Raw genomic sequence first — 19,316 nt, 5'->3', positions numbered from 1 at the left:
CGGGCGCGAGACGAGGGCTCCGTGCGGGCGTCGACTCAGCTCATCGCAGTCCGAGGCCCTCAAAACATCTCCCTCAACACGGCGATCGGCCGTATTGGCCACTTCAGGACTCCCGAGTAAACCAGACGTGAGACCTTCCTTCTCGCTTGTTCCATCCAACGGGCGCCTCGATATACGGCGCTTTCTCGTAGGTGCTGTCTACTCTTACGTGCGTCATTGAGCTGTTCGCGCAGATCTCCGCAACAGCTGTGCCCGGCGACCATCCACCAATCTCGCCATCACGAACAGCAAGTCGAGCACTCTTCAACTTTGAGTGCTCAACTATCCACTCCAGGGTGCGCGGGGTGATCATGGAACTAACGCCCAGCGAAACCAACGAGTCTCCACCCGAGAGCGAAATCGACTGCCCGTAGGTGCTAAGTTCGGCGCGAGTGAGCGACCTCGGCAATTCAAGATCCTCCAGGCTGCCGAAATTGAGGCTCAAAACCTCGAGTGAATCTGATGCGGCAATGCCTTCGGCGTGCTGCAGCGATGGGGCATAACCAATCGCCAAGTCATGTACATTTACAGGCCTACTGATCTCTAGCAACTCGAAGGCAGAATAGAATCGAACGGTATCGCTGGACCCCCCGCCCATGTCAAAATCTGCGATCGAGGCTCCCGATACGTCCAGATAAGAAAGTGACGAATCCCTCAGCGGTGAAAGATCCGTTACTTGGGTGCTCCCCGACGTAGACAAAAAATGCAGAGAATCGTAACTCTCAATACCCTGAAGGTGCCGAAGGGACGAGTTCCGGACAGAAAGAGATACAATCTTGGAAGAAAGAGGAAGCTCTTGGATGGAAGTTATGTTCTCCAACCCAGAGATGTCAACGCCGTACACGATATCCGGAAAAGGAGGGAGGTCCTCGACGAGCTTAAATCGGCGAGGGAAAGAAGCAAACACCCCGCGCGCTCGGGCCAACCCGGATATGAGAGCGAGCTGGTCCGGATCGTTGATTGTGATCAGCCCATGATCTAACGGAGAATATGCGAGAATCCTTGCAACGTACTCCTCGGCGTCGAACGCAGACCAGGCTCGAATGAGCTGCCGGGCTACCGTGACTCGCGAGTCACTTCTGTACTGCTCAAGCGAGTTCAGTGCGTCTTGTCCGCCGATCAGGCTCAATGCCCTCACGCTCGCCGCAGCAACCGAAACCCCTTCCGTCGAATACCTCGCGAGTAGAGGTGCCGCCAATTCCCCAGCCGACGACACAGCCATTGCTTCTGTCATGTTCGTTGGCGGGAGGACTTCACGCAAGGCGTCCTGCAGATCATTCCGTAGCTCTCGAGAGAGCTGCGGTGAGGTTTCCATGCATGCAATCGCTAGCAGGAAGAATCTGTGCCGCTGATCGGGCGACTCCGTTCCCCGACGAAGTAGGCCGCGCGTTAGCTTCTCCCGCTGTTCCGAATTGGCATGACCCGCTGCCAGAATGACGACTTCACGCCAATGATCGTCGTGAGATTGCAGAATCAGTTTCTCAATTGAGTTCTCGTCCACGAAAGCTGATGCGGCCAAATACTCCAGGAATGTGCGGTGGACGAAATCGACGCGTCCCTGTATGGGCTCTCGTAGCACGCCACTTCGCTCCAACATAAATTTGGCCACATCGGACGCGTCACTCTTCACGCGGTGCAATTGCCCGACAGCGCGCTCGATCAGAGCATCGAAGCTGTCTCGTGTCGCGTCGGCAGCACCGTTCTCGTGCAGCCAAGCCGCGAAACGTGTTAGTAATATCTGGCGCTCGGTAAAATCAATCTCGACGTCCGATGGCTGAACTCTGCGATCGCTGTCCCGTTTGTGAATCAGCATTTCCAACGCCGTCCTATAAACGTCCATGCGGTTATTTGGCAACGAAGACGCATTTTGAAGGTGAAGGGCGCAAATCAGCGCGCAAAGAAGTGGCGAGGTACTCAATGCTCGTATTGGAGCCCGGTCCCTCACGATGCCCAGGAGCGATCTTTCGGCATTCAGGATGTCAGACCGCCGCTCGGGATCAGCGGTTTGACGGGTCGCTTCGTGCCAATGAGCGATGAATGCCCGAATGTCCGCCAGCTCCATCGGCAGAAGCTCGGCGTGTCGAAACGACTCCTCGTCATGCCACTCTTTCGTCACAGCGGTAGTGCGTGACGTGATCAGATATTTGTTTGAGGGGAACTCGCGAACTAACCCCAGTACCCAGGTTCGTGCGTCCTCCCGTGCGTCAGTCGGCACCTCATCCAGACCATCGATCAAGACAGTCGCCCGGCCCGACGCTAAAACACGATGCGCCCAACCCTGCGGCATCGCCTCTGCCAGGTTGGGCGCAACCTGCTCGACGAAACGCCCGGGGGTTGGGTATGCAGCATCAACAAACCGGCGAAGGGGCACAATGAACGGAACGCGATCCTGCCAGTCCTGGGGTGCGGCCGTGCTAGTTAACCCGGATACTGAGCACAGGGCTATCCACTGTATTAGCGTGGTCTTCCCGCTCCCGGCGCCGCCCGTCAAGAGAAGACGGTCGGTGTCGGCGAGCAGCGTTTCCACTCTCAGCATGTCGGCCGGCGCAAGTTCCGGGTGCAAGGATTTGGGCTCGGCTTGCACTGCTGGTTTGGAGTCGTCCACAGCGCTTGGGTCGAGATCGCTCACGACAGCATTACGAGACAGTGAGCCTCGACCCTCCTCAACAGCCATCGAGATGTATGCGATCGAGAGGGGGTAGGGGCGTCTGACATGATCCGCCGCCGCCCCGAAAAGCTGCAATTGTCCGGCAAACTCCCGGACAGAGTTTCGGTATTTATTTTCGAATCGTTGATCCTCTGATCCGAGACCCCATTCGCGGGGGACGGTCGAAGCAGGAATCCCGCTTAGAATTTCTTGCGCAAGATCAGCCAGTCGAGAGTGTCGAGTCAGGATCTCCCGAGCCTCCTGAGTAGCGAAACCAGGCAGCTGAGTCGCGATGCTGGTTATGTAACTCGCGCACTCAGAGATCAACGTGTCGTAAACGGCCAGTCCGGCCTCGCTTAGCGCAGCGCCTCGAAGTATCGAAGTATCGTCCTGGCGGATCACCTTCGCAAGTTGCGCCGAGTCCAGATCGAGACTGATAATCTGCCGCAGGTCTAATGCACCCGCTCTCTCAAGGCTCTTCTGGGCTGCCAGCGCGGCAGCCTCGATCTCGTTCGCTGCGATGCCAGCCACTTCAACTGAAAGAAAGGGTGCTATTCGGTCGGCGATCTGATCTGCCATCCGATCTGTCTGGCGACTGACCTCTCGTGCAGCTAGCGGGCCCTGGATCTTGTTCCCGAAGATCGTGATCATGTCGCCGCCCAAACCGTCTATGGCGGTGCCGTGCGTCCAAAGCCGCAACGTGAATTTGGCGGCTGCGATTCCCAGCGCCACAGAAAGTGCTTCCATAGATCTCAGTCCAATCGAAAGTCGACGCCCCAACCATCCTTCGGGCGATTCTATTGAGGATCGACGTTCCAAGCGACGAGTTCGGTTTTCGTTCTCATCGTTCGAACTTCCTCGACGCCCACCTCGAGCGAAGCTAGCCTCTCCCTCTGGAAAGTTGGCGCCACGCGGGTCATCGATTGCGGGCGGCGAGGGCGGCCTGGTAGAGATCGCGGGACGAGAGGCCGGAGAGGGCGGCGACCTCGGAGGCGGCGTCCTTCAACCGGATGCCGTCGGCGACGAGCTTCTGCACTTGCGCGAGGGCGTCCTCCGGGGAGGCATCGCGGTGCGCCGCCCCCTCGACCACGACGACGATCTCGCCCTTCACACCGTTCTCGGCCCAGGCGACCAGCTCGGACGCCGTGCCGCGGCGCACCTCCTCATACAGCTTCGTGAGTTCCCGGCACACCGCGATCCGCCGTTCGTCTCCGAAGGCTGCCCCCATGTCGGCGAGGGAGCTCGCGAGGCGGGCGGGCGACTCGAAGAAGACCATGGTCCGGGGTTCGGCGGCCAGCGCGCGCAGAGTCGAGCGCCGCTCCCCCGGCTTGCGCGGTAGGAACCCCTCGAACGTGAAGCGGTCGGTGGGCAGGCCCGAGATCGCGAGCGCCATCAGCACCGCGCTCGGCCCGGGGATCGCGGTCACCGTGACCCCCTGGGCGACCGCCTCGGCGACCAGCCCATAGCCGGGGTCGCTCACGGTCGGCATCCCGGCATCGCTCATCACCACGATGTCGGTCTCCGCCGCGAGTGCTGCCAGCTCGGCGGCCTTCTGCTTCTCGTTGTGGTCGTGCAGGGCGATCAGGCGGGGCCTGTTGTCGATCTGCAGAGCCTTCAGCAGGCGCTGCGTGGTGCGGGTGTCTTCGGCGACGACGACCTCGGCGTTCTCGAGCACCTCGACGAGGCGACGCGATGCGTCGCCGAGATTTCCGATCGGAGTGGCGGCGAGGATGATCACCCGCCCAGCTTAGGCGGGCCGGATGCAGCCGACCGAGAAGGCCGGTTGTCTAGGCTGGAGCGGTGACCGCGCCCGTGCCCCTGCTTCCCGCTCCCGATGAGCGGTTGACACGCTACGGGCAGCTGCGTGACCGTCTACTCCACGCCCCCGACTGGGGACGCGCTATCCGATGGCTCGCGCCTCTCGTCATCACCGCGATCGCCGCTCTCCTGCGACTGATCAACGTCGCCCATCCGCATCAGCTCGCTTTCGACGAGACCTACTACGTCAAGGACGCCTGGTCGCTGTGGACCCTCGGCTACGAGGGCACCTGGGGCGAGAACGCCAACGACGCCTTCGTCACTCTGCAGCAGCTGCCGCTGTCCGAACAGGGCGCGTTCATCGTGCATCCACCGCTCGGCAAGTGGCTCATCGCGCTCGGCATGGCGATCGGCGGACCCGACAACAGCGCCGGCTGGCGACTCGCGACCGCGGTGCTCGGCAGCGCCTCGGTGCTCCTGGTCTACCTGATCGCGCGACGACTCAGCGGTTCCGTGATCGTCGCGAGCGTGGCCGGGACGCTGCTCGCGATCGACGGTCTCAGCATCGTGATGAGTCGCATCGCCCTGCTCGACGGCATCCTGACCTTCTTCGTCCTGCTGGGTGTGCTCTTCGTGATCATCGACCGGCAGCGGACGATCCCCGTGCTCGAGAAGCGCGATCCCGACACCCCGGATCCGTTCTGGGGTCCGGTGCTCTGGCGTCGTCCGTGGCTGATCGCCGCGGGAGCCGCCCTCGGCGCGGCGTCGGCCGTGAAGTGGTCGGGGCTGTACGTGCTGGCGGGCTTCGGCCTGTACGTCGTCGTCACGGATGCGCTCGCCCGCCGTCGCGCGGGAGTGGTGCTGTGGCCGACTGCGGCCGCGTTCCGACAGGGGCCGGTCTCGTTCGTGCTGCTCGTCTTCCCCGCGCTGGCGGTGTACCTGATCAGCTGGACCGGCTGGCTGGTGACGGCAGGGGGCTATGACCGCCAGAGCGACCCGAACCCGCTGATCGCGCTGTGGAAGTACCACGAGTCGATGCTCGGCTTCCACGTCGGCCTCACTCGCGGCCACCCCTACGCGAGTCCCGCCTGGGAGTGGCCGTTCCTGCTGCGCCCCACGGCGGTCTGGGTCGACTCCGACCCCGCGGGCTGCGGGACGGACCACTGCATCGGCGTGATCTCGGCGATCCCGAATCCGCTCATCTGGTACGCGGGCGTGGCCGCAGCGATCTACCTGCTCTACCGCCTGGTGCGCGGCTGGATCACCCGGCAGCCCGTCGGCCCGGAACTGAGCATCCCCCTGGTCGGCCTCGCCGTCACCTACGTGCCGTGGCTGATGTTCCCCGACCGCACGATCTTCCAGTTCTACACCGTCGTGATGATGCCGTTCCTCGTGCTCGCGCTGGCGATGACGCTGCGGATCATCGCCGGGCGACGTGAGGATCCGCTGCACCGCCGGCAGTCCGGCGAGCGCACCGTGATGATCTTCCTCGCGTTCGTGGTGCTCGTGTCGGCGTTCTTCCTTCCCCTGTGGACGGGGATGAGCGTGCCGTACGAGTTCTGGCTGGTGCACAACTGGCTGCCCGGCTGGGTGTGAGCCCGCCCGACGCACCACAGCGTCCCTCAGACCGCGAGTGACTCCACGATCTCGTCGAGCGTGCGCCCGAACGCGAAGCGGTACCAGTCCAGGGCGTCCTCGCCGGAGAGCTGAGCGACGTGACCGTCCTCGCCGCTGAACGACCATCGCGAGGCGCCTGGGGGCCAGGACGCCATGGTCTCCGGCTGCGGAACCTCCGTCGACGCGGATGGCGGCAACGGAGGAAGGCCGTGCGCCTGCCGTCCACGCGCCCCCACAGCCGTCGCGAGCCAGAGCTCGGCGAAGGCGCGGGGACGCAGCGACGCGATCGGTGCGGGGGTCTCCGCGCGGTAGACGACCGTCATGGAGTCGGAACGCACGACGACCCATCGCTCCCCCGCGGCGAGGAACCGACAGCGCACGTCGGAGTGCAGGTCGATCGTCGCGCCGAGCCGCGCGAGCGCGCCGACGGCCGCTGAGGAGAGCAGCTTCTCCGGAACCTCCCGCTCGCGGCGGCGCTGTTCCGCCTCCAGGCGCTCGGCCGCGAGCGGCGCGTACTCCACGCTCAGGGCATCCCGATTCGCCGCCGCGCCCGCCGCCAGTCGCCCGTGCAGCCACTGCGGATCGAGCTGCAGGAAGTAGCGGAAGACGACCGGGATCGGCGACGCCGACCCTCGCAGTCGGCGGTTCCTGACCAGCAGACGCACACCGTGGTCCACCGACCACACCGCCGACACGGTGCCGTCGACGACGGCGACCCACGACCATCCGCGGTTCTCGATCTCCGGATGCGTCGCCTCGAGCAGATCTGCCAGGCGCGTGCCGCCCGGAAACGACAAGCGGCGCGCATGGGAGGACATGTCGTCGCCCATCGCGACGCTGTCACGGTCGAGGTCCACGAGCACAGGAGCAGCGACCATGACGACGATGCTAGCGGGATCACCGTCGCCCTAGAGCACCTCGTCCGCGGCGACGTGCTCGACCAGCGGGAGCACACGGCCCGAGAGATGCGTGCGCATCGCGATCGACGAGGCGGTGCGCGCGACTCCCGGCACCAGGGCGACCCGATCGAGCACCTCCTGCAGCCGCGTGGCATCGCGCGCCACCAGCCGCAGCTGCATGTCGCTGGCCCCCGTGACGGTGTGCATGTCGACGATCTCGGGGACGGCATCCGCAAGAGCCGTGGCGACGTCGTCGTGCCCCACCTTCTGATCGATCTCGACCAGGCAGAACGCGACGACGCCGTAGCCGAAACCCGCCGGATCGATCCGCGGCACGATCGCCTCGATCACCCCGCCCTCGTGCAGGCGCGCGAGCCGGCTCGTCGCGGTGCCGCGCGCGATCCCGAGTCGCCGTGCGCACTCCAGGATCGGTAGCTGCGGCGACTCCGTGAGCAGGCGGATGAGCTGGGCGTCGAGGCGATCGATGCGCATCGCTACTCCCGTGGGACGCCGGGCCGGGCCACGCTCCTGGTCGCCCGGGCGACGAGGAGGAGGACGGCGGTGAGACCCAGCGTGAGCAGCAGCTGGATGCGCGCGGCCTCATCGATCATCGCGAGGGCGATCACTGCGGCGAGCAGCACCAGGCACAGCCACGACAGCCAGGGGAAGCCCCACATACGCATCGGCATCGCCTCGCCGGCACGATCCGCGCGACGGCGGAGGATGATCTGCGCCACCGCGGTGGCGGTCCAGATCACGAGCAGCGTCGAGCCGACCACGTTGAGCAGGGCGGGCAGCACCACGTCAGGGAAGGCCCAGTTGAGCCCGACCGTGACGAACCCGAACGCCACGGAGGCCAGCACTGCGACGAACGGCACGCCCTTGAGGCTCGTGCGGGTCGCGGCCAGCGGGGCGAGCCCGCGCTCCCCCAGCGAATACGCCATGCGCGAGGCGCCGTAGATGTTGGCGTTCATGGCCGACAGCAGCGCGATGATCACGATGAGGTCCATCACCAGACCGACGCCGGGCACGTTCAGCGTCTCGAGCACCGCCGAGAAGGGCCCCGCCTTCACGGCGGGGTCGTTCCAGGGCAGCACAGCCACGATCACGAAGATCGATCCGACGTAGAAGACGAGGATGCGCACGAGCACCTCCCGCACGATGCGGCGGATGTTGTGCGCGGGATCGTTCGACTCCGCGGCGGCGATCGCGACGACCTCGGTACCTCCGAACGCGAAGACGACGATCAGCAGGGCGCCGGCGATCCCGGCGATGCCGTTCGGTGCGAAGCCGCCGTTGTCGACCAGGTTCGCGATGCCGGTCGCCGGCACACCGGGGATCAGCCCGACGATCGCGCACACCCCCACCACGAGGAAGGCGATGATCGCCGCGACCTTGATCGCCGCGAACCAGAACTCGAAGCGGCCGTAGTTGCGCACCCCGAACAGATTCACCGCGGTGAGCGCGACGACGAAGATCAGCACCCACACCCAGGCCGGGATGCCCGGTGTCCAGTTGGCCACGATCGCACCGGCACCGGTCGCCTCCGCGGCGATCACCACGACCAGCTGGATCCAGTAGAGCCAGCCGACCGCGCTGCCGGCGCTGCGTCCCATCGCCTTCTGGGCATATGAGCTGAAAGCCCCCGAGCTGGGCCGGGCGGCGACCATCTCGGCCAGCATCGCCATCACGAGCACGACGATGCCGCCCGCGACCAGGTACGACACCAGCACGGCGGGCCCCGCGATGCTGATCGCCTGACCTGATCCGACGAACAGCCCGGCGCCGATCGCACCGCCCAGCCCCATCATCGAGATCTGGCGGCGGGTCAGGCCCGGGTGCAGACCCTTGGTGGTCGTGGTGGTCGGGGGGATCTCGGTCATGCGGTCATCGGTCATGCGCCGACCTCCACACGCTCAGCGGCACCGCGTTCCCGGGCGGCGCCTGCGAGCGCGGCCTCCACCCGGTCGATGTCCTCCACAGAGCCCGAGGAGATGCGGATGCCCTCCCCGGCGAAGGCGCGCGCGATCACGCCGCCCGCCTGCAGCAGGTGCTCGAGCTCCGCGGTGCGGTCGGCGGACGGCACCCACACGAAGTTCGCCTGGGACCGGACGGCGGGCCATCCGGCCGCCACGAGCACGGCATGGAGCCGGTCGCGCTGCACGACGACCTCGTCGATGCGTGTCGCGAGCTCGTCCTCGGCGTCCAGCGAGGCGAGCGCCGCGGTCTGCGCGAGGTCGGTCACGCCGAACGGCACGGCGACCTTGCGCTGGTTCTCGGCGACGGCGGCCGGGGCGATCGCATAGCCGATGCGCAGGCCCGCGAGCCCGTAGGCCTTGGAGAACGTGTGCAGCACCGCCACATGCGGGTGCCGCCGGAACAGCTCGATGCCGGCACCTCGACTCTCGGTGCGATCGAAGTGCACATAGGCCTCGTCGATCACCACGAGCACATCGTGCGGCACCGCGGCGACGAAGCTCTCGAGCTCATCGGCGCCGACCACGGTGCCCGTCGGGTTGTTCGGGTTGCACACGAAGATCAGGCGGGTGCGCGGGGTGATCGCCGCGAGCATCGCGTCGAGGTCGTGTCCGTGGTCTGCGTCGAGCGGCACCGGGACGGGCGTGGCACCCGCGATGCGAACCAGGGACGGGTACGCCTCGAACGACCGCCACGCGAAGACCACCTCGTCACCATCGCCGGCGACCGCGTGGATGAGCTGAGCGGCGATCTCGACCGACCCCGCACCGACCGTGACCTCCGACGGATCGACGCCGTAGCGGTCGGCCAGCCGTTCGCGCAGGGCGGCGGCGCTCATGTCCGGGTAGCGGTGGATGCCGTCGAGGCGATCGCGCACGGCCGCGACGACCGAGGGCAGCGGCGGATGCGGGGACTCGTTCGAGGAGAGCTTCGAGGCACCGGCCGGGGCGGAGCGCCCCTGACGGTACGCGGGAACGGCGTCGAGTCCGGCGCGGGTGGGGAGGGGCATCGTCAGAGCGTCCTTGCTGTGATCCATGGGCGGCCCCCGAGCGGCACCGCCTGCTGTCGCGCAACAGTAGAACGGATCGCATCCACTGGGCAATCGGCGCACCGGAAGCTGCGCATCTCGCGCAACCGACCGGCACCCCCGGGGCAACGGTTAGTCAGATTGCACAGTCACGCTGTCGCGATCGCGGGCGCCGCGAGCCGGAGCCCGATGCCCACAGCGACGAGGTCCTCCTCGTACGCCCCGTGCCGTCGGGCGCAGCGGGCCAGATCCACGTCGTGGCGGAACGCTCCGCCGCGTGTGATGTGCGGGTCGGCCGCCCAGTCCTCGACGGCAGGGACGTCGTCGGGTGCCCCCGGATACGGCGCGTACAGGGTCGAGGTCCATTCGTCGACGTTGCCCGCCATGTCGAGCACCCCGAACGGACTGGCGCCGTCGGGAAACGAACCGACGGGTGTCGTGGTGCCGAGTCCCAGGTCGAACAGGTTCGCCCGGCCCTGGACGTACTCGTCACCCCACGGGAACTCGCGGGTGTCGTCGCAGCGCGCCGCCCGCTCCCACTCGTCTTCGGTCGGCAGCCGGGCGTCCACGCCGAGCTGCGAGCCGATCCAGGCGGCGTAGGCGGTGGCCTCGTCCCACGAGACCCCGACCACCGGATGCTCGTCGATGCCGGAGAGGGCACGGGCGCCGGTCGCCTCCGCGAACACCCTCCACTGCGCCACCGTCACCGGGGTGCGGGCGAGCCGGAACGCCGGGACGACGACCTGCGTGCGCGGCGTCTCCTTCTCGTACCAGGCTCGGGGAACGCCGGTGTGAGCATACCGGACGGTGAGGGCGTCGACCTGATCGAGCGGCGTTCCCCGCTGCAGTGCTCCCGCCGGGATGTCGACCCACTCGATCTGCTGCACGGCCATGCCCGCTCCTCCATCGAAACCGGTTCGTTCCCAGCGTAGGAGCCCTGGCGCGAGCGAGGGCCGAGCGTCAGCGCGCGATCGTCACCTCGGCGGGGTCGCTCACCGGCAGTCGGCACACGAACGCCCGGCAGTCGTAGGCGCGTTCCGTCGTCGCATCCTTGCCCTGGAACAGGGCGAATCCCGCATCCGCGAACGATCGTGCCTGCTCGGCGCTGACCACGGCGACCACCTCGGCGTCCGCACCCCTGCCCGCCACGGCCAGGGCGCTGTCACGTGCTTCGGTGACGACGACGAGCTGGCGAGGCGGAACGGCGAGTCCCGCGGCCACCCGCAGCAGCGTGCCGTGGGCGAACGGCTGCTCCCGAGAGCGCTCTGCGAGCGCGCGCACCGTCGAGACGGTCGCTTCGCGATATCGCTCCCCCGCCCCCAGCCACCAGGCCGTCAGGGCGGCACCGGCGACGGCCGCCGCGTCTGAGGGCAGGTCGCCATCGGTCTGATCGGGCGACGTCGCGATGCCCTGGGCCGACAGGAGCGGGTCGTCACCGGCCGCCCCCTTGAGAGCCTCGTCGAGGACGACGCGCGCCTCGACCGCCCACCCCGCGTCGCCCGTCGCCAGGGCGAGCGCGAACAGACCGTCGGCGAGCAGCCCGAGGTCGGCGGCGGTCGCGACCGCGGCGGATGCCCGCCCGTCGAGGGAAGCACGCACCAGGTCACCGTCGGCATCCCGATTGATCCGCAGCACCTGTTCCGCAGCGGAAGTGGCCGCGTCGATCCAGCCCTGCTCCCCGAAGGCCGCCCCCGCCCGGGCGAGGGCGCCGATCGCGAGTCCGTTCCAACCGGTGATCACCTTCCCGTCGACCGCCGGCACCTCCAGACCCGCGCGGTCGGCGAGGGCGCGGAGGTAGTAGCCACCCTCGTTGCGCACGCCGTCGATCGTCGACTCCGAGTCCTGCGCCGCACCAAATCCCCCGCCGTCGCGCTGGAGCACGTCGATCAGGAAGGAGGCGATGCCCCGCACGGTCTGCTCGTCTCCCGCGTCGCGCGCGATCTCGAGCAGCTGCGCGTTGTCGGTCAGCATCCGCTCGTAGTGCGGCACGGTCCAGTCACGCTGTGTCGCATAACGGAAGAATCCTCCATCGGCGTCGCGCAGGTCCGAACCCGCCATCGCCGCGAGCGCGCGTGCCGCCGCGGCCGCCGCCTCGGGCGCGCCTTCTCGCACGAGCGGATGCTGCAGGAATCGCAGCGTCGTGGCGACGGGGAACTTGGGCGCACCTCCGAAGCCGCCGAACTGCCGATCCTCGCGCTGCGCGATGGACGCGGCCGCCGCGGCGATCGCCACCATGTCCGGCAGGTCGGATGGTGTGGATTCCGCCGCCCGGGCGAGCGCGTCGGTCACGGCACCCGCCGACTCCTCCGCCTGCGCACGACGCAGCGTCCACGCCTCCCGCACCGCCGCGAGTACGTCGCGGAATGCGGGCATCGGCGGCCGGGCTTCCGGTGGCCAGTAGGTGCCGGCATAGAAGGTGCGCCCACGCGGTGTGGCGAACACGGTGAGCGGCCAGCCGAGGTTCTGCGTGAAGGCGGAGGCCGCGGCCATGTAGGCGCCGTCCACCTGCGGGTGCTCCTCACGGTCGACTTTGACGGCCACGAACCCGTCGTTGATGAGCGCGGCGGTGGCCGGGTCGGCGAACGACTCCCGAGCCATCACATGGCACCAGTGGCAGGTCGAGTAGCCGATCGAGATCAGGAGCGGCACATCCCGCCGCCGCGCCTCGTCGAATGCCTCCTCGCCCCACGGGTACCAGTCGACGGGGTTGTCGGCGTGCGCGCGGAGATACGGGCTGAGAGTGTCGGCGAGCCGATTAGTCATGCCTTCACGCTACGCCGCGCGGAGGGGGTGCGGTCAGCCGACGAGCAGCTCGATCGGACGCGATGCCGCGTACCCCACCAGCGGAAGGGCGCGCTCGGCAGCCAACGCGATGCGGGCCTCGAGCACCTCGGAGGCGATCTCGTAGCCGTCGAAGTCGGTGTTGCTCGCGTAGACGCCGAGCGGAAGGGTGAGCGCCTGGAAGAACGCGAACAGCGGACGCAGCTGGTGCTCGATGATCAACGCGTGCTTCTCGCCGCCACCGGTCGCGGCGAGCAGCACCGGCTTGCCCACCAGGTCGTACTGGCCGACGAAATCGAACAGGTGCTTGAAGAGCCCCGTGAACGACGCCCGGTAGACGGGGCTGCCCACGATCAGCAGGTCGGCCGATTCGATCGCCTGCAGCTGCGCCTCGACCTCCGGCGGCAGCTGATCGCGCTGCAGCGCGCCGGCCAGTCCCGGACCGATCTGCGTCAGTTCGATGAGCTGCGACTCGACCTCGGCGCGCTCGGCGATGGCGGCGGTGATCGCGCGGACGAGGGCGGTCGTCTTGCTGGGCTCGTGCAGGGATCCCGACACGGCGACGACGCGGAACGGAGCTGTCATGCCTCGACGGTACTCACGACGGCGCCCCGTGTCGCGCGATGCGACACGGGGCGTCATGTGAGCCCGAGGCTCCGTCCCACGGGAGCGGGGTCAGTTGACCTCGTCCGGGTGCGAGCCGACGCGGCCGGAGCCGTCGAGCGGGTCGAGGGCGTCGATCGCCGCGATCTCGGCGTCGGTCAGTTCGAAGCCGAAGACGTCGAGGTTCTCACGCAGCCGCTCGGCGCGCACCGACTTCGGGAACACGATGATGCCCTTCTGCAGGTGCCAGCGGAGCACCGCCTGTGCCGGGGTGACGCCGTGCGCTGCGGCGGCATCTGCCACCGCCGGGATGCCGAAGAGGTCGTACTTGCCCTGGCCGAGAGGACCCCACGCCTCGATGCGGACGCCGTTCGCGTCGGCCCAGGCGACCTCTTCGCGGCGCTGGTACGCCGGGTGCAGCTCGATCTGGTTCACGGCCGGGACGACGCCGGTCTCCTTGACCGTGCGCTCCAGGTGCGGGACCAGGAAGTTCGAGACGCCGATGCTGCGGGTGAGACCCGCCTCGCGGAGCTCGATGAGCTTCGCGAACGCGTGCACATAGTCGTCCTTGGCCGGGGTCGGCCAGTGCACGAGGTAGAGGTCGACCTCGTCGAGTCCGAGCTTCTCGAGGCTCTCGCCGATGGCGGCGCGCGGCTCGTCGTCGTGGTGACGGTCGTTCCAGAGCTTCGTCGTGACGAACAGCTCGTCGCGCGGGATGCCGGAGGCGGCGATGGCGGCGCCGACGCCCTCTTCGTTGCCGTAGATGGCGGCGGTGTCGATGTGGCGGTAGCCGATCTCGAGCGCCTCGCTCACCGCCCGCTCGGTCTCTGCCGGCGGCACCTTGAAGACGCCGTAGCCGAGCTGCGGGATGGAGTTGCCGTCGTTCAGTTCGAGTGCAGGAATCGTCATGCCTCCAGCCTATGACCTGTGATGACAGGTCGGACCGGCCGGTGACGAAAGAAGTCAGTCGAGCCCGTCGAGCCCCTGCGACATGGCCTGGAAGGCCTCGACAGCGCGCTCCGCGGGACGAGCACCGTCGGGATCCGCCGCCCACTGCTCGAGACCGACGCGGATGGAGGCCGTCGCGACAGCGGCGAGCAGAGCCGCATCCCACACCGCGATCCCCCGCTCCCGGAGGATCGCTCGCAGTCGACGCTCGGAGTCGTCGTTGACGCGCAGCCAGACATCGCGCATCGCCGTGTCGTCGTCGAGGCCCCGGAGCACGCCGAGCATCGTGTCGAGTTCGAGCCCCTCGGATGACCGCTCCCCTGACCCGTCCTCGGCGAGCTGGGCGTGGATCACGGCGGGGATCCGCTCCCGCAGCGAAAGCTCCCCCACCTGCGCGAATGCCTCCTGCCAGCGCTGGGCGCCGACGCTGAGGATGGGCGTGATCGCGTCTTCCTTCCGGGCGAAGTACCGGTAGATCGTACGCACCGAGACACCCGCGCGCGCCGCGATCTGCTCGGCGGTGACCCCCGCCACGCTCTGCTCGGCGAACAGCGCGGCGGCGGCGGCCGCGATGTCCCGCTCGGTCGCGGCCCGGCGGCGTTCGGTGAGGGTCGAGGTCTCCACCGTCACAGCGTACGGGAATAGGCGAACGCCGCGGCAGGTTGGGTCTATGTGGCACGTTCTGCCATACAGGCATAGTCTGCCTACAACGGAACGTCGCCTCGCGACACCATCACCGCATCCACCACGACATTCACCACGAAAGGGAAGATCATGAACCGCTACGAAGGACGTCGGGCGCTCGTCACCGGCGGAGGGTCGGGCATCGGTCAGGCCACCGTGCTGCGCATGCTCCGCGAAGGCGGCAGCGTCGTCGCCGCCGACGTCAGCACCGCGGGTCTCGAAGACACGGTCGCCCAGGCCGGCGCACTCGCCGAACGCCTCACGACCGTCACGATGAACATCGCCGACGAAGCCTCCGTGGCTGCCGGCGTCGCCGAGGCCGTCGCTGCTCTGGGCGGACTCGACGTGCTCGTGAACGCCGCCGGAATCCTGCGCTCCTCGCACACCCACGAGACGACGCTCGACCAGTTCGAGCAGGTCATCCGGATCAACCTGGTCGGCACGTTCCTCGTGATCCGCGCGGCGATCCCCGCACTGCTCGACGGCTCGTCGTCCGCCGTGGTGAACTTCAGCTCGACCTCAGCCGGCTTCGCGCACCCCTACATGGCGGCCTACGCGGCCAGCAAGGGCGGCGTGCAGTCGATGACCCACGCGCTCGCCGCCGAATACGCGAAGAGCGGGATCCGCTTCACCGCGGTGCAGCCCGGGTCGATCTCGTCCGGCATGACCGACGGATCCGGCCAGAGCAACCAGAGCAACGGTCCGGGCCTGCCCGCCGACGCCGACATGAGCCTGTTCATGAAGCTCGCGCCCGCGATCGGTCAGGGTTTCGCCGGACCGGAGTCGGTCGCCGGCGTCGTGGCGATGCTCGCGAGCGAGGACGGTGCGTTCATCACGGGCACCGAGGTGCGCATCGACGGCGGCACGCACTTCTGAGAGACACCGGTGGGGGCACCCGATCCGGTGCCCCCACCCGCGCACTCGTTCCTGAGCTCACTCGCCCGAGCGGATGGCCTTGACCTCGTGCACCCGCACGATGTTCGTGCCGGTCGCGCTGCCGGCCCGATACGAGAACACCGACGGCGATCCCTCGCCCTGGAGCGTCGACGTCGTATCCGTCGCGGACACCTGCCACGCCGTCGGCTCGGGCTGGCCGTCGGCCCACACCTTGGCGCGGATGGTCGTCGACGGTGAACCCGACGTCTCCGTCGACAGGTGGAACATCGTCCCGGCACTCCAGGTCAGACCGGGGACCGCCGCGCTGGCGATCGCCGTCCCGTTGCGCTGGATCACCACCCAGACCGCCCCATCGGCGCGATGCCAGGCCAGGGCTCGGAACCCGCTGTCGCCGGCGCGACGAGAACCCGCACCGACGTACGCCGTGCCGGACTCCGGACCGGCCGAGAGCGTGTAGGACATCGTCGTGGCGGAATCCCGCACCGATGCATCGTCCAGCAGCATCTCGCGCGTCTGCCCTGCGGCGAGGTCGATCACCCCGGCACCCTCTGCCACGGAGAGCGCGGTCGACTTGCCCTGCATCGGCGTCCACAGACCACCGACATCAGCGGTGCCCCAGCCGGAATCGACCGCACGATCGAACCCGTCCGATGCCACGACGACATCGGCGACGACGGGGGCCGTGACCACGACCTGCTTCTCGCTCGATGCCGACAGTCCACGACTGTCCGTCACCGTCACGCGCACCGTGTAGGTCCCCGCTGCCGCGTATTCGTGCGTCGCGGTCGCGCCCGTGGCCGTCGAACCGTCGCCGAAGTCCCAGGCGTAAGCACTGATCGATGCTCCGCCGTCCGCGGACGAGCCCGACGCGTCGACCGCCACGCTCAGATCGGTCGACTGTGCCGTGAATGCCGCCGTCGGAGCCTTCATGCCCTTCCCCAGCTGGAAGTGCGACCGCACCTGATCCGCGTTCAACGCGAACGGGTACACCGCGGCCTCGTCCAGCGCACCCTTGAAGTAGTTCGACGAGGGAGCCGACGGCCAGCCCGCGAGGGCATCGCCGCCGATGCGGAGGTAGGCGGAGTCGGTCCTGGACGTCGTCACCGCGGGATCCGAGGCGACGAGCTCACCGTCGACGTAGAGCTTCATCCCCTCCGCGTTCTGCGAGACGACCGCGTGATGCCACGTTCCGTCGTTCAGCGCCTTGTCCCCTGCCACCGTGGCGCGCGTCTGACCGGCGAAGACGCCGAAGGTCAGAGTGCCGCTGTTCGTCATGTAGAGCTGTCGGTCGACGGTCGCGGAGCTTCCCGTCTTGGCGGCTCCGGAGCCGATGAGCATGCCGCCGGTCTTCGTGGTCGTCTGGAACCAGATCTCCGAGGAGAAATCCTTCGACACCGCCGCCTTGGCGTCGGACGAGACCCGGCCGGTCGTGGTGCCGTTGAAGGCGGTCGATCCCGTGCCGCTGTTCTCGATGCCGGCCGACGAGACCGTGGCGCCCGACCCGTTCACCGGGGTGTTAGCGCCCGCCCAATCCTTCGAGATGTTTCCCATCGGGTAGTACAGCGAGGGACCGTCCGCGAGGACCTTGGCCGTGTATGCAGAGACGGTCCCCGCGTTCGCCTTCGCGTTCACGCTCGCACTGGTCGCGGTGTTCCCGGCGGCGTCCTTCGCGACCACGGTGTAGCTCTGCGTCGCGCCCGGCGTCGCCGTCGGGTCATCGAGCGTGACCGTCGCGCGCTTCCACCAGGTGCCGTCCGCAGTCGTGCTCGCCACAGGTTCAGCGGTTCCGGCTCGGTAGAGCTCGTAGGTGAGGGTCAGGTCATCCCGATCCCAGTTCGTCTGGATCGTCACGCGAGCGCGCCCGGGGACGGGCGATGTGCCCGCCGTGGGCTTCCAGTCCGCAGCGGCGACACGGGGACCGTCCTTGGCGCCGCCAGGCGGGTTCGTGGAGAACCGGACCAGTCCCTCGAACTGACCGCCGTTGACGGATCGGAACTCGCCGCCGATCGAGATCATGTCGCCCGCGCCGGTGATGGACAGGCCCGCCTGGCCGAGTCCGGTGGTGGTGCCCACCGACCAGTCCGGTGCCCACTGGTAGGGCGACGGCGCAGGGGTTCCCGCCCAGTTGGCGTACCCCGAGTAGGTGTTCGCGGAGAGGGTGCCGCGCGCATCGGCCGTGTACGCCTCGGCGTACTGGTAGACCGCCGGGTTCTTCTGCGGCTGCAGGCCCATCGTGTTGCAGGAGTGCATGTGGCTCGTCGTGTAGACAACCTTGCCGGTCGAGTACACGCCGTAGTGATCGCCGTGGCAATCCGCGATCCAGCGCACCGCTCCGGTTCCCGCCTCTGCGGCGAACGTGCCCTCGAGGTTGCCCCCGCCGGCCCAGCTCCACCCGGTGCCGTAGACCGAGTTCGCGTCGGTGGCGAGGGCGAAGATACCGGAGTTGCTGCTGCTCCCGCTGTTCTTCACGACCTGGGAGATGCCCCAGGAGGTGTCCGCTGCACCGGTGGATTTGTCCACAGCGGCCGAGCCACGGAGACTGCTGCCGTTGACCGTCGAGAAGCGACCTCCGACGATGACGTTCGTGCCGGCCGGATCCATCACCAGGGCATCGACCTGGCGGTCGGCCTGGGGAGCCCAGCTCAGCAGCGCACCGTTCTTCTGGTCGAAGGCGGCGAGGTTCTTCCGGGCGACGCCGTTGGCCTGAGTGAACAGACCCCCGAGGTAGATGTTCGATCCGTCGGTGGTGATCGCGTACACGCCACTGCCGCCGATCGACGGCGCGAACTGCGGGACCAGCTCGCCGGTCTTCGCATCGAGCGCCGCGAAGTTCCACCGGTCCTTGCCGTTCACACTGTTGAAGGATCCGCCGATGTAGATGCGCGTGCCGTCGGGCGATGCCGCGACGGCCTTGATCACGCCGTTGACCTTCGGGGCGAACGACGACAGCGCGCCGGAGACGATGTCGTACGCCAGCACATTCGAGCGTGCGGTGAGGGCCGTGCCGGGCGCGGCCTTCGGCTCACGCGCGTTGTCGAACTTGCCGACCGCGTACACGGTGGTGCCGATCGTGGTCTGCGCCCACACGTATCCGTTGTCGATCTGGACGGTCGGAATCGGATCCGACGTCACCACGTTCTCATCGCGCTGCAGCTGCGGAGGCGTCGTCGGCGGCACGTCGGCTGCAGCAGCCGCCGTCGCTCCCACACCGGACAGACCCGCGATCAGCAGGCCGGCCGTCAGAATTGATGCGACGGCACCGCGTGCCCGTCGCCCGAAACTCGTGTTCCCCACCGTGACTCCCCAGTCGATGCCGTTCCGAACGCGCAGGCGTCATCCCCCGCGCACTCGACGACATCGAGACGGCGAATGGATCGCCGCAACGCGGTGGTGTGAACTCCCCAGTTCGAAACTCCCCAGTCCGACCCGAGATCGGGGT

The 19,316-nt window shown here is 67.7% G+C and carries 14 protein-coding genes; 2 read left to right on the top strand and 12 right to left on the bottom strand.

Translation table 11 applies throughout. The features are described from left to right. Positions 1-103: 103 nt before the first annotated feature. Positions 104-3,433, bottom strand: coding sequence for an NACHT domain-containing protein (locus DW307_RS05135; protein ID WP_136024203.1), 3,330 nt, complete (start codon positions 3,431-3,433; stop codon positions 104-106). Positions 3,434-3,602: 169 nt separating this feature from the next. Further along, positions 3,603-4,424 carry a 16S rRNA (cytidine(1402)-2'-O)-methyltransferase gene (gene rsmI / locus DW307_RS05130; protein WP_136024202.1) on the bottom strand — a complete coding sequence of 274 codons (822 nt, stop codon included), beginning with the start codon at positions 4,422-4,424 and terminating at the stop codon, positions 3,603-3,605. A 62-nt stretch (positions 4,425-4,486) separates the two neighbouring features. Here rsmI and DW307_RS05125 point away from each other — a divergent pair, with 62 nt between their 5' ends. Further along, complete coding sequence (locus tag DW307_RS05125) at positions 4,487-6,040, top strand: dolichyl-phosphate-mannose--protein mannosyltransferase (protein ID WP_136024201.1); 1,554 nt, start codon at positions 4,487-4,489, stop codon at positions 6,038-6,040. A gap of 26 nt (positions 6,041-6,066) precedes the next feature. On the opposite strand, the gene DW307_RS05120 is transcribed toward DW307_RS05125, so the two are convergent. The 9 genes from DW307_RS05120 to DW307_RS05080 form a co-directional block, all read right to left on the bottom strand. Then, entirely contained in the window at positions 6,067-6,939 is an 873-nt protein-coding gene (locus DW307_RS05120; RefSeq protein ID WP_136024200.1) for a hypothetical protein, read from the bottom strand. Positions 6,940-6,969: 30 nt separating this feature from the next. Continuing rightward, positions 6,970-7,452, bottom strand: coding sequence for an Lrp/AsnC family transcriptional regulator (locus DW307_RS05115; RefSeq protein WP_021199914.1), 483 nt, complete (start codon positions 7,450-7,452; stop codon positions 6,970-6,972). A 2-nt stretch (positions 7,453-7,454) separates the two neighbouring features. Next, complete coding sequence (locus tag DW307_RS05110) at positions 7,455-8,858, bottom strand: amino acid permease (RefSeq protein ID WP_021199915.1); 1,404 nt, start codon at positions 8,856-8,858, stop codon at positions 7,455-7,457. Next, positions 8,855-9,946: a histidinol-phosphate transaminase gene (gene hisC, locus DW307_RS05105; protein ID WP_240750499.1), complete on the bottom strand. Its 1,092-nt coding sequence runs from the start codon at positions 9,944-9,946 to the stop codon at positions 8,855-8,857. Before hisC ends, DW307_RS05110 begins: the two co-directional genes overlap by 4 nt. A 167-nt stretch (positions 9,947-10,113) precedes the next feature. Continuing rightward, entirely contained in the window at positions 10,114-10,857 is a 744-nt protein-coding gene (locus tag DW307_RS05100) for a formylglycine-generating enzyme family protein (protein ID WP_136024198.1), read from the bottom strand. A 67-nt stretch (positions 10,858-10,924) separates the two neighbouring features. Then, positions 10,925-12,727, bottom strand: coding sequence for a thioredoxin domain-containing protein (locus DW307_RS05095; protein ID WP_136024197.1), 1,803 nt, complete (start codon positions 12,725-12,727; stop codon positions 10,925-10,927). Positions 12,728-12,760: 33 nt separating this feature from the next. Continuing rightward, positions 12,761-13,330, bottom strand: a complete 570-nt coding sequence (msuE, locus tag DW307_RS05090; RefSeq protein ID WP_029259601.1) for an FMN reductase — start codon at positions 13,328-13,330, stop codon at positions 12,761-12,763. Positions 13,331-13,420: 90 nt separating this feature from the next. Then, complete coding sequence (locus tag DW307_RS05085) at positions 13,421-14,257, bottom strand: aldo/keto reductase (RefSeq protein WP_029267081.1); 837 nt, start codon at positions 14,255-14,257, stop codon at positions 13,421-13,423. 54 nt (positions 14,258-14,311) lie between these two features. Next, positions 14,312-14,920 (bottom strand): TetR/AcrR family transcriptional regulator, encoded by a 609-nt coding sequence (locus DW307_RS05080; RefSeq protein WP_240750497.1) that lies wholly within the window; start codon positions 14,918-14,920, stop codon positions 14,312-14,314. A 150-nt stretch (positions 14,921-15,070) separates the two neighbouring features. On the opposite strand from DW307_RS05080, the gene DW307_RS05075 reads away from it, so the two are divergent. After that, complete coding sequence (locus DW307_RS05075) at positions 15,071-15,856, top strand: SDR family NAD(P)-dependent oxidoreductase (RefSeq protein ID WP_136024195.1); 786 nt, start codon at positions 15,071-15,073, stop codon at positions 15,854-15,856. A gap of 57 nt (positions 15,857-15,913) precedes the next feature. On the opposite strand, the gene DW307_RS05070 is transcribed toward DW307_RS05075, so the two are convergent. Beyond that, entirely contained in the window at positions 15,914-19,171 is a 3,258-nt protein-coding gene (locus DW307_RS05070) for a LamG-like jellyroll fold domain-containing protein (RefSeq protein ID WP_240750495.1), read from the bottom strand. Between the last annotated feature and the right edge of the window lie 145 nt (positions 19,172-19,316).

Source organism: Microbacterium sp. K27 (assembly GCF_004794435.1).
Classification (GTDB): Bacteria; Actinomycetota; Actinomycetes; order Actinomycetales; family Microbacteriaceae; genus Microbacterium; species Microbacterium maritypicum_A.
Note: the sequence above shows the minus strand (reverse complement) of the source record. Positions and strands in the feature narration are given on the sequence as shown.

What these genes read in the sequence shown, in the direction of transcription:
- DW307_RS05135 (WP_136024203.1), bottom strand. Translation starts at nt 3,433, where the DNA reads ATGGAAGCACTTTCTGTGGCGCTGGGAATCGCAGCCGCCAAATTCACG.
- DW307_RS05120 (WP_136024200.1), bottom strand. Translation starts at nt 6,939, where the DNA reads ATGGTCGCTGCTCCTGTGCTCGTGGACCTCGACCGTGACAGCGTCGCG.
- DW307_RS05115 (WP_021199914.1), bottom strand. Translation starts at nt 7,452, where the DNA reads ATGCGCATCGATCGCCTCGACGCCCAGCTCATCCGCCTGCTCACGGAG.
- DW307_RS05110 (WP_021199915.1), bottom strand. Translation starts at nt 8,858, where the DNA reads ATGACCGATGACCGCATGACCGAGATCCCCCCGACCACCACGACCACC.
- hisC (WP_240750499.1), bottom strand. Translation starts at nt 9,946, where the DNA reads ATGCCCCTCCCCACCCGCGCCGGACTCGACGCCGTTCCCGCGTACCGT.
- DW307_RS05100 (WP_136024198.1), bottom strand. Translation starts at nt 10,857, where the DNA reads ATGGCCGTGCAGCAGATCGAGTGGGTCGACATCCCGGCGGGAGCACTG.
- DW307_RS05095 (WP_136024197.1), bottom strand. Translation starts at nt 12,727, where the DNA reads ATGACTAATCGGCTCGCCGACACTCTCAGCCCGTATCTCCGCGCGCAC.
- msuE (WP_029259601.1), bottom strand. Translation starts at nt 13,330, where the DNA reads ATGACAGCTCCGTTCCGCGTCGTCGCCGTGTCGGGATCCCTGCACGAG.
- DW307_RS05085 (WP_029267081.1), bottom strand. Translation starts at nt 14,257, where the DNA reads ATGACGATTCCTGCACTCGAACTGAACGACGGCAACTCCATCCCGCAG.
- DW307_RS05075 (WP_136024195.1), top strand. Translation starts at nt 15,071, where the DNA reads ATGAACCGCTACGAAGGACGTCGGGCGCTCGTCACCGGCGGAGGGTCG.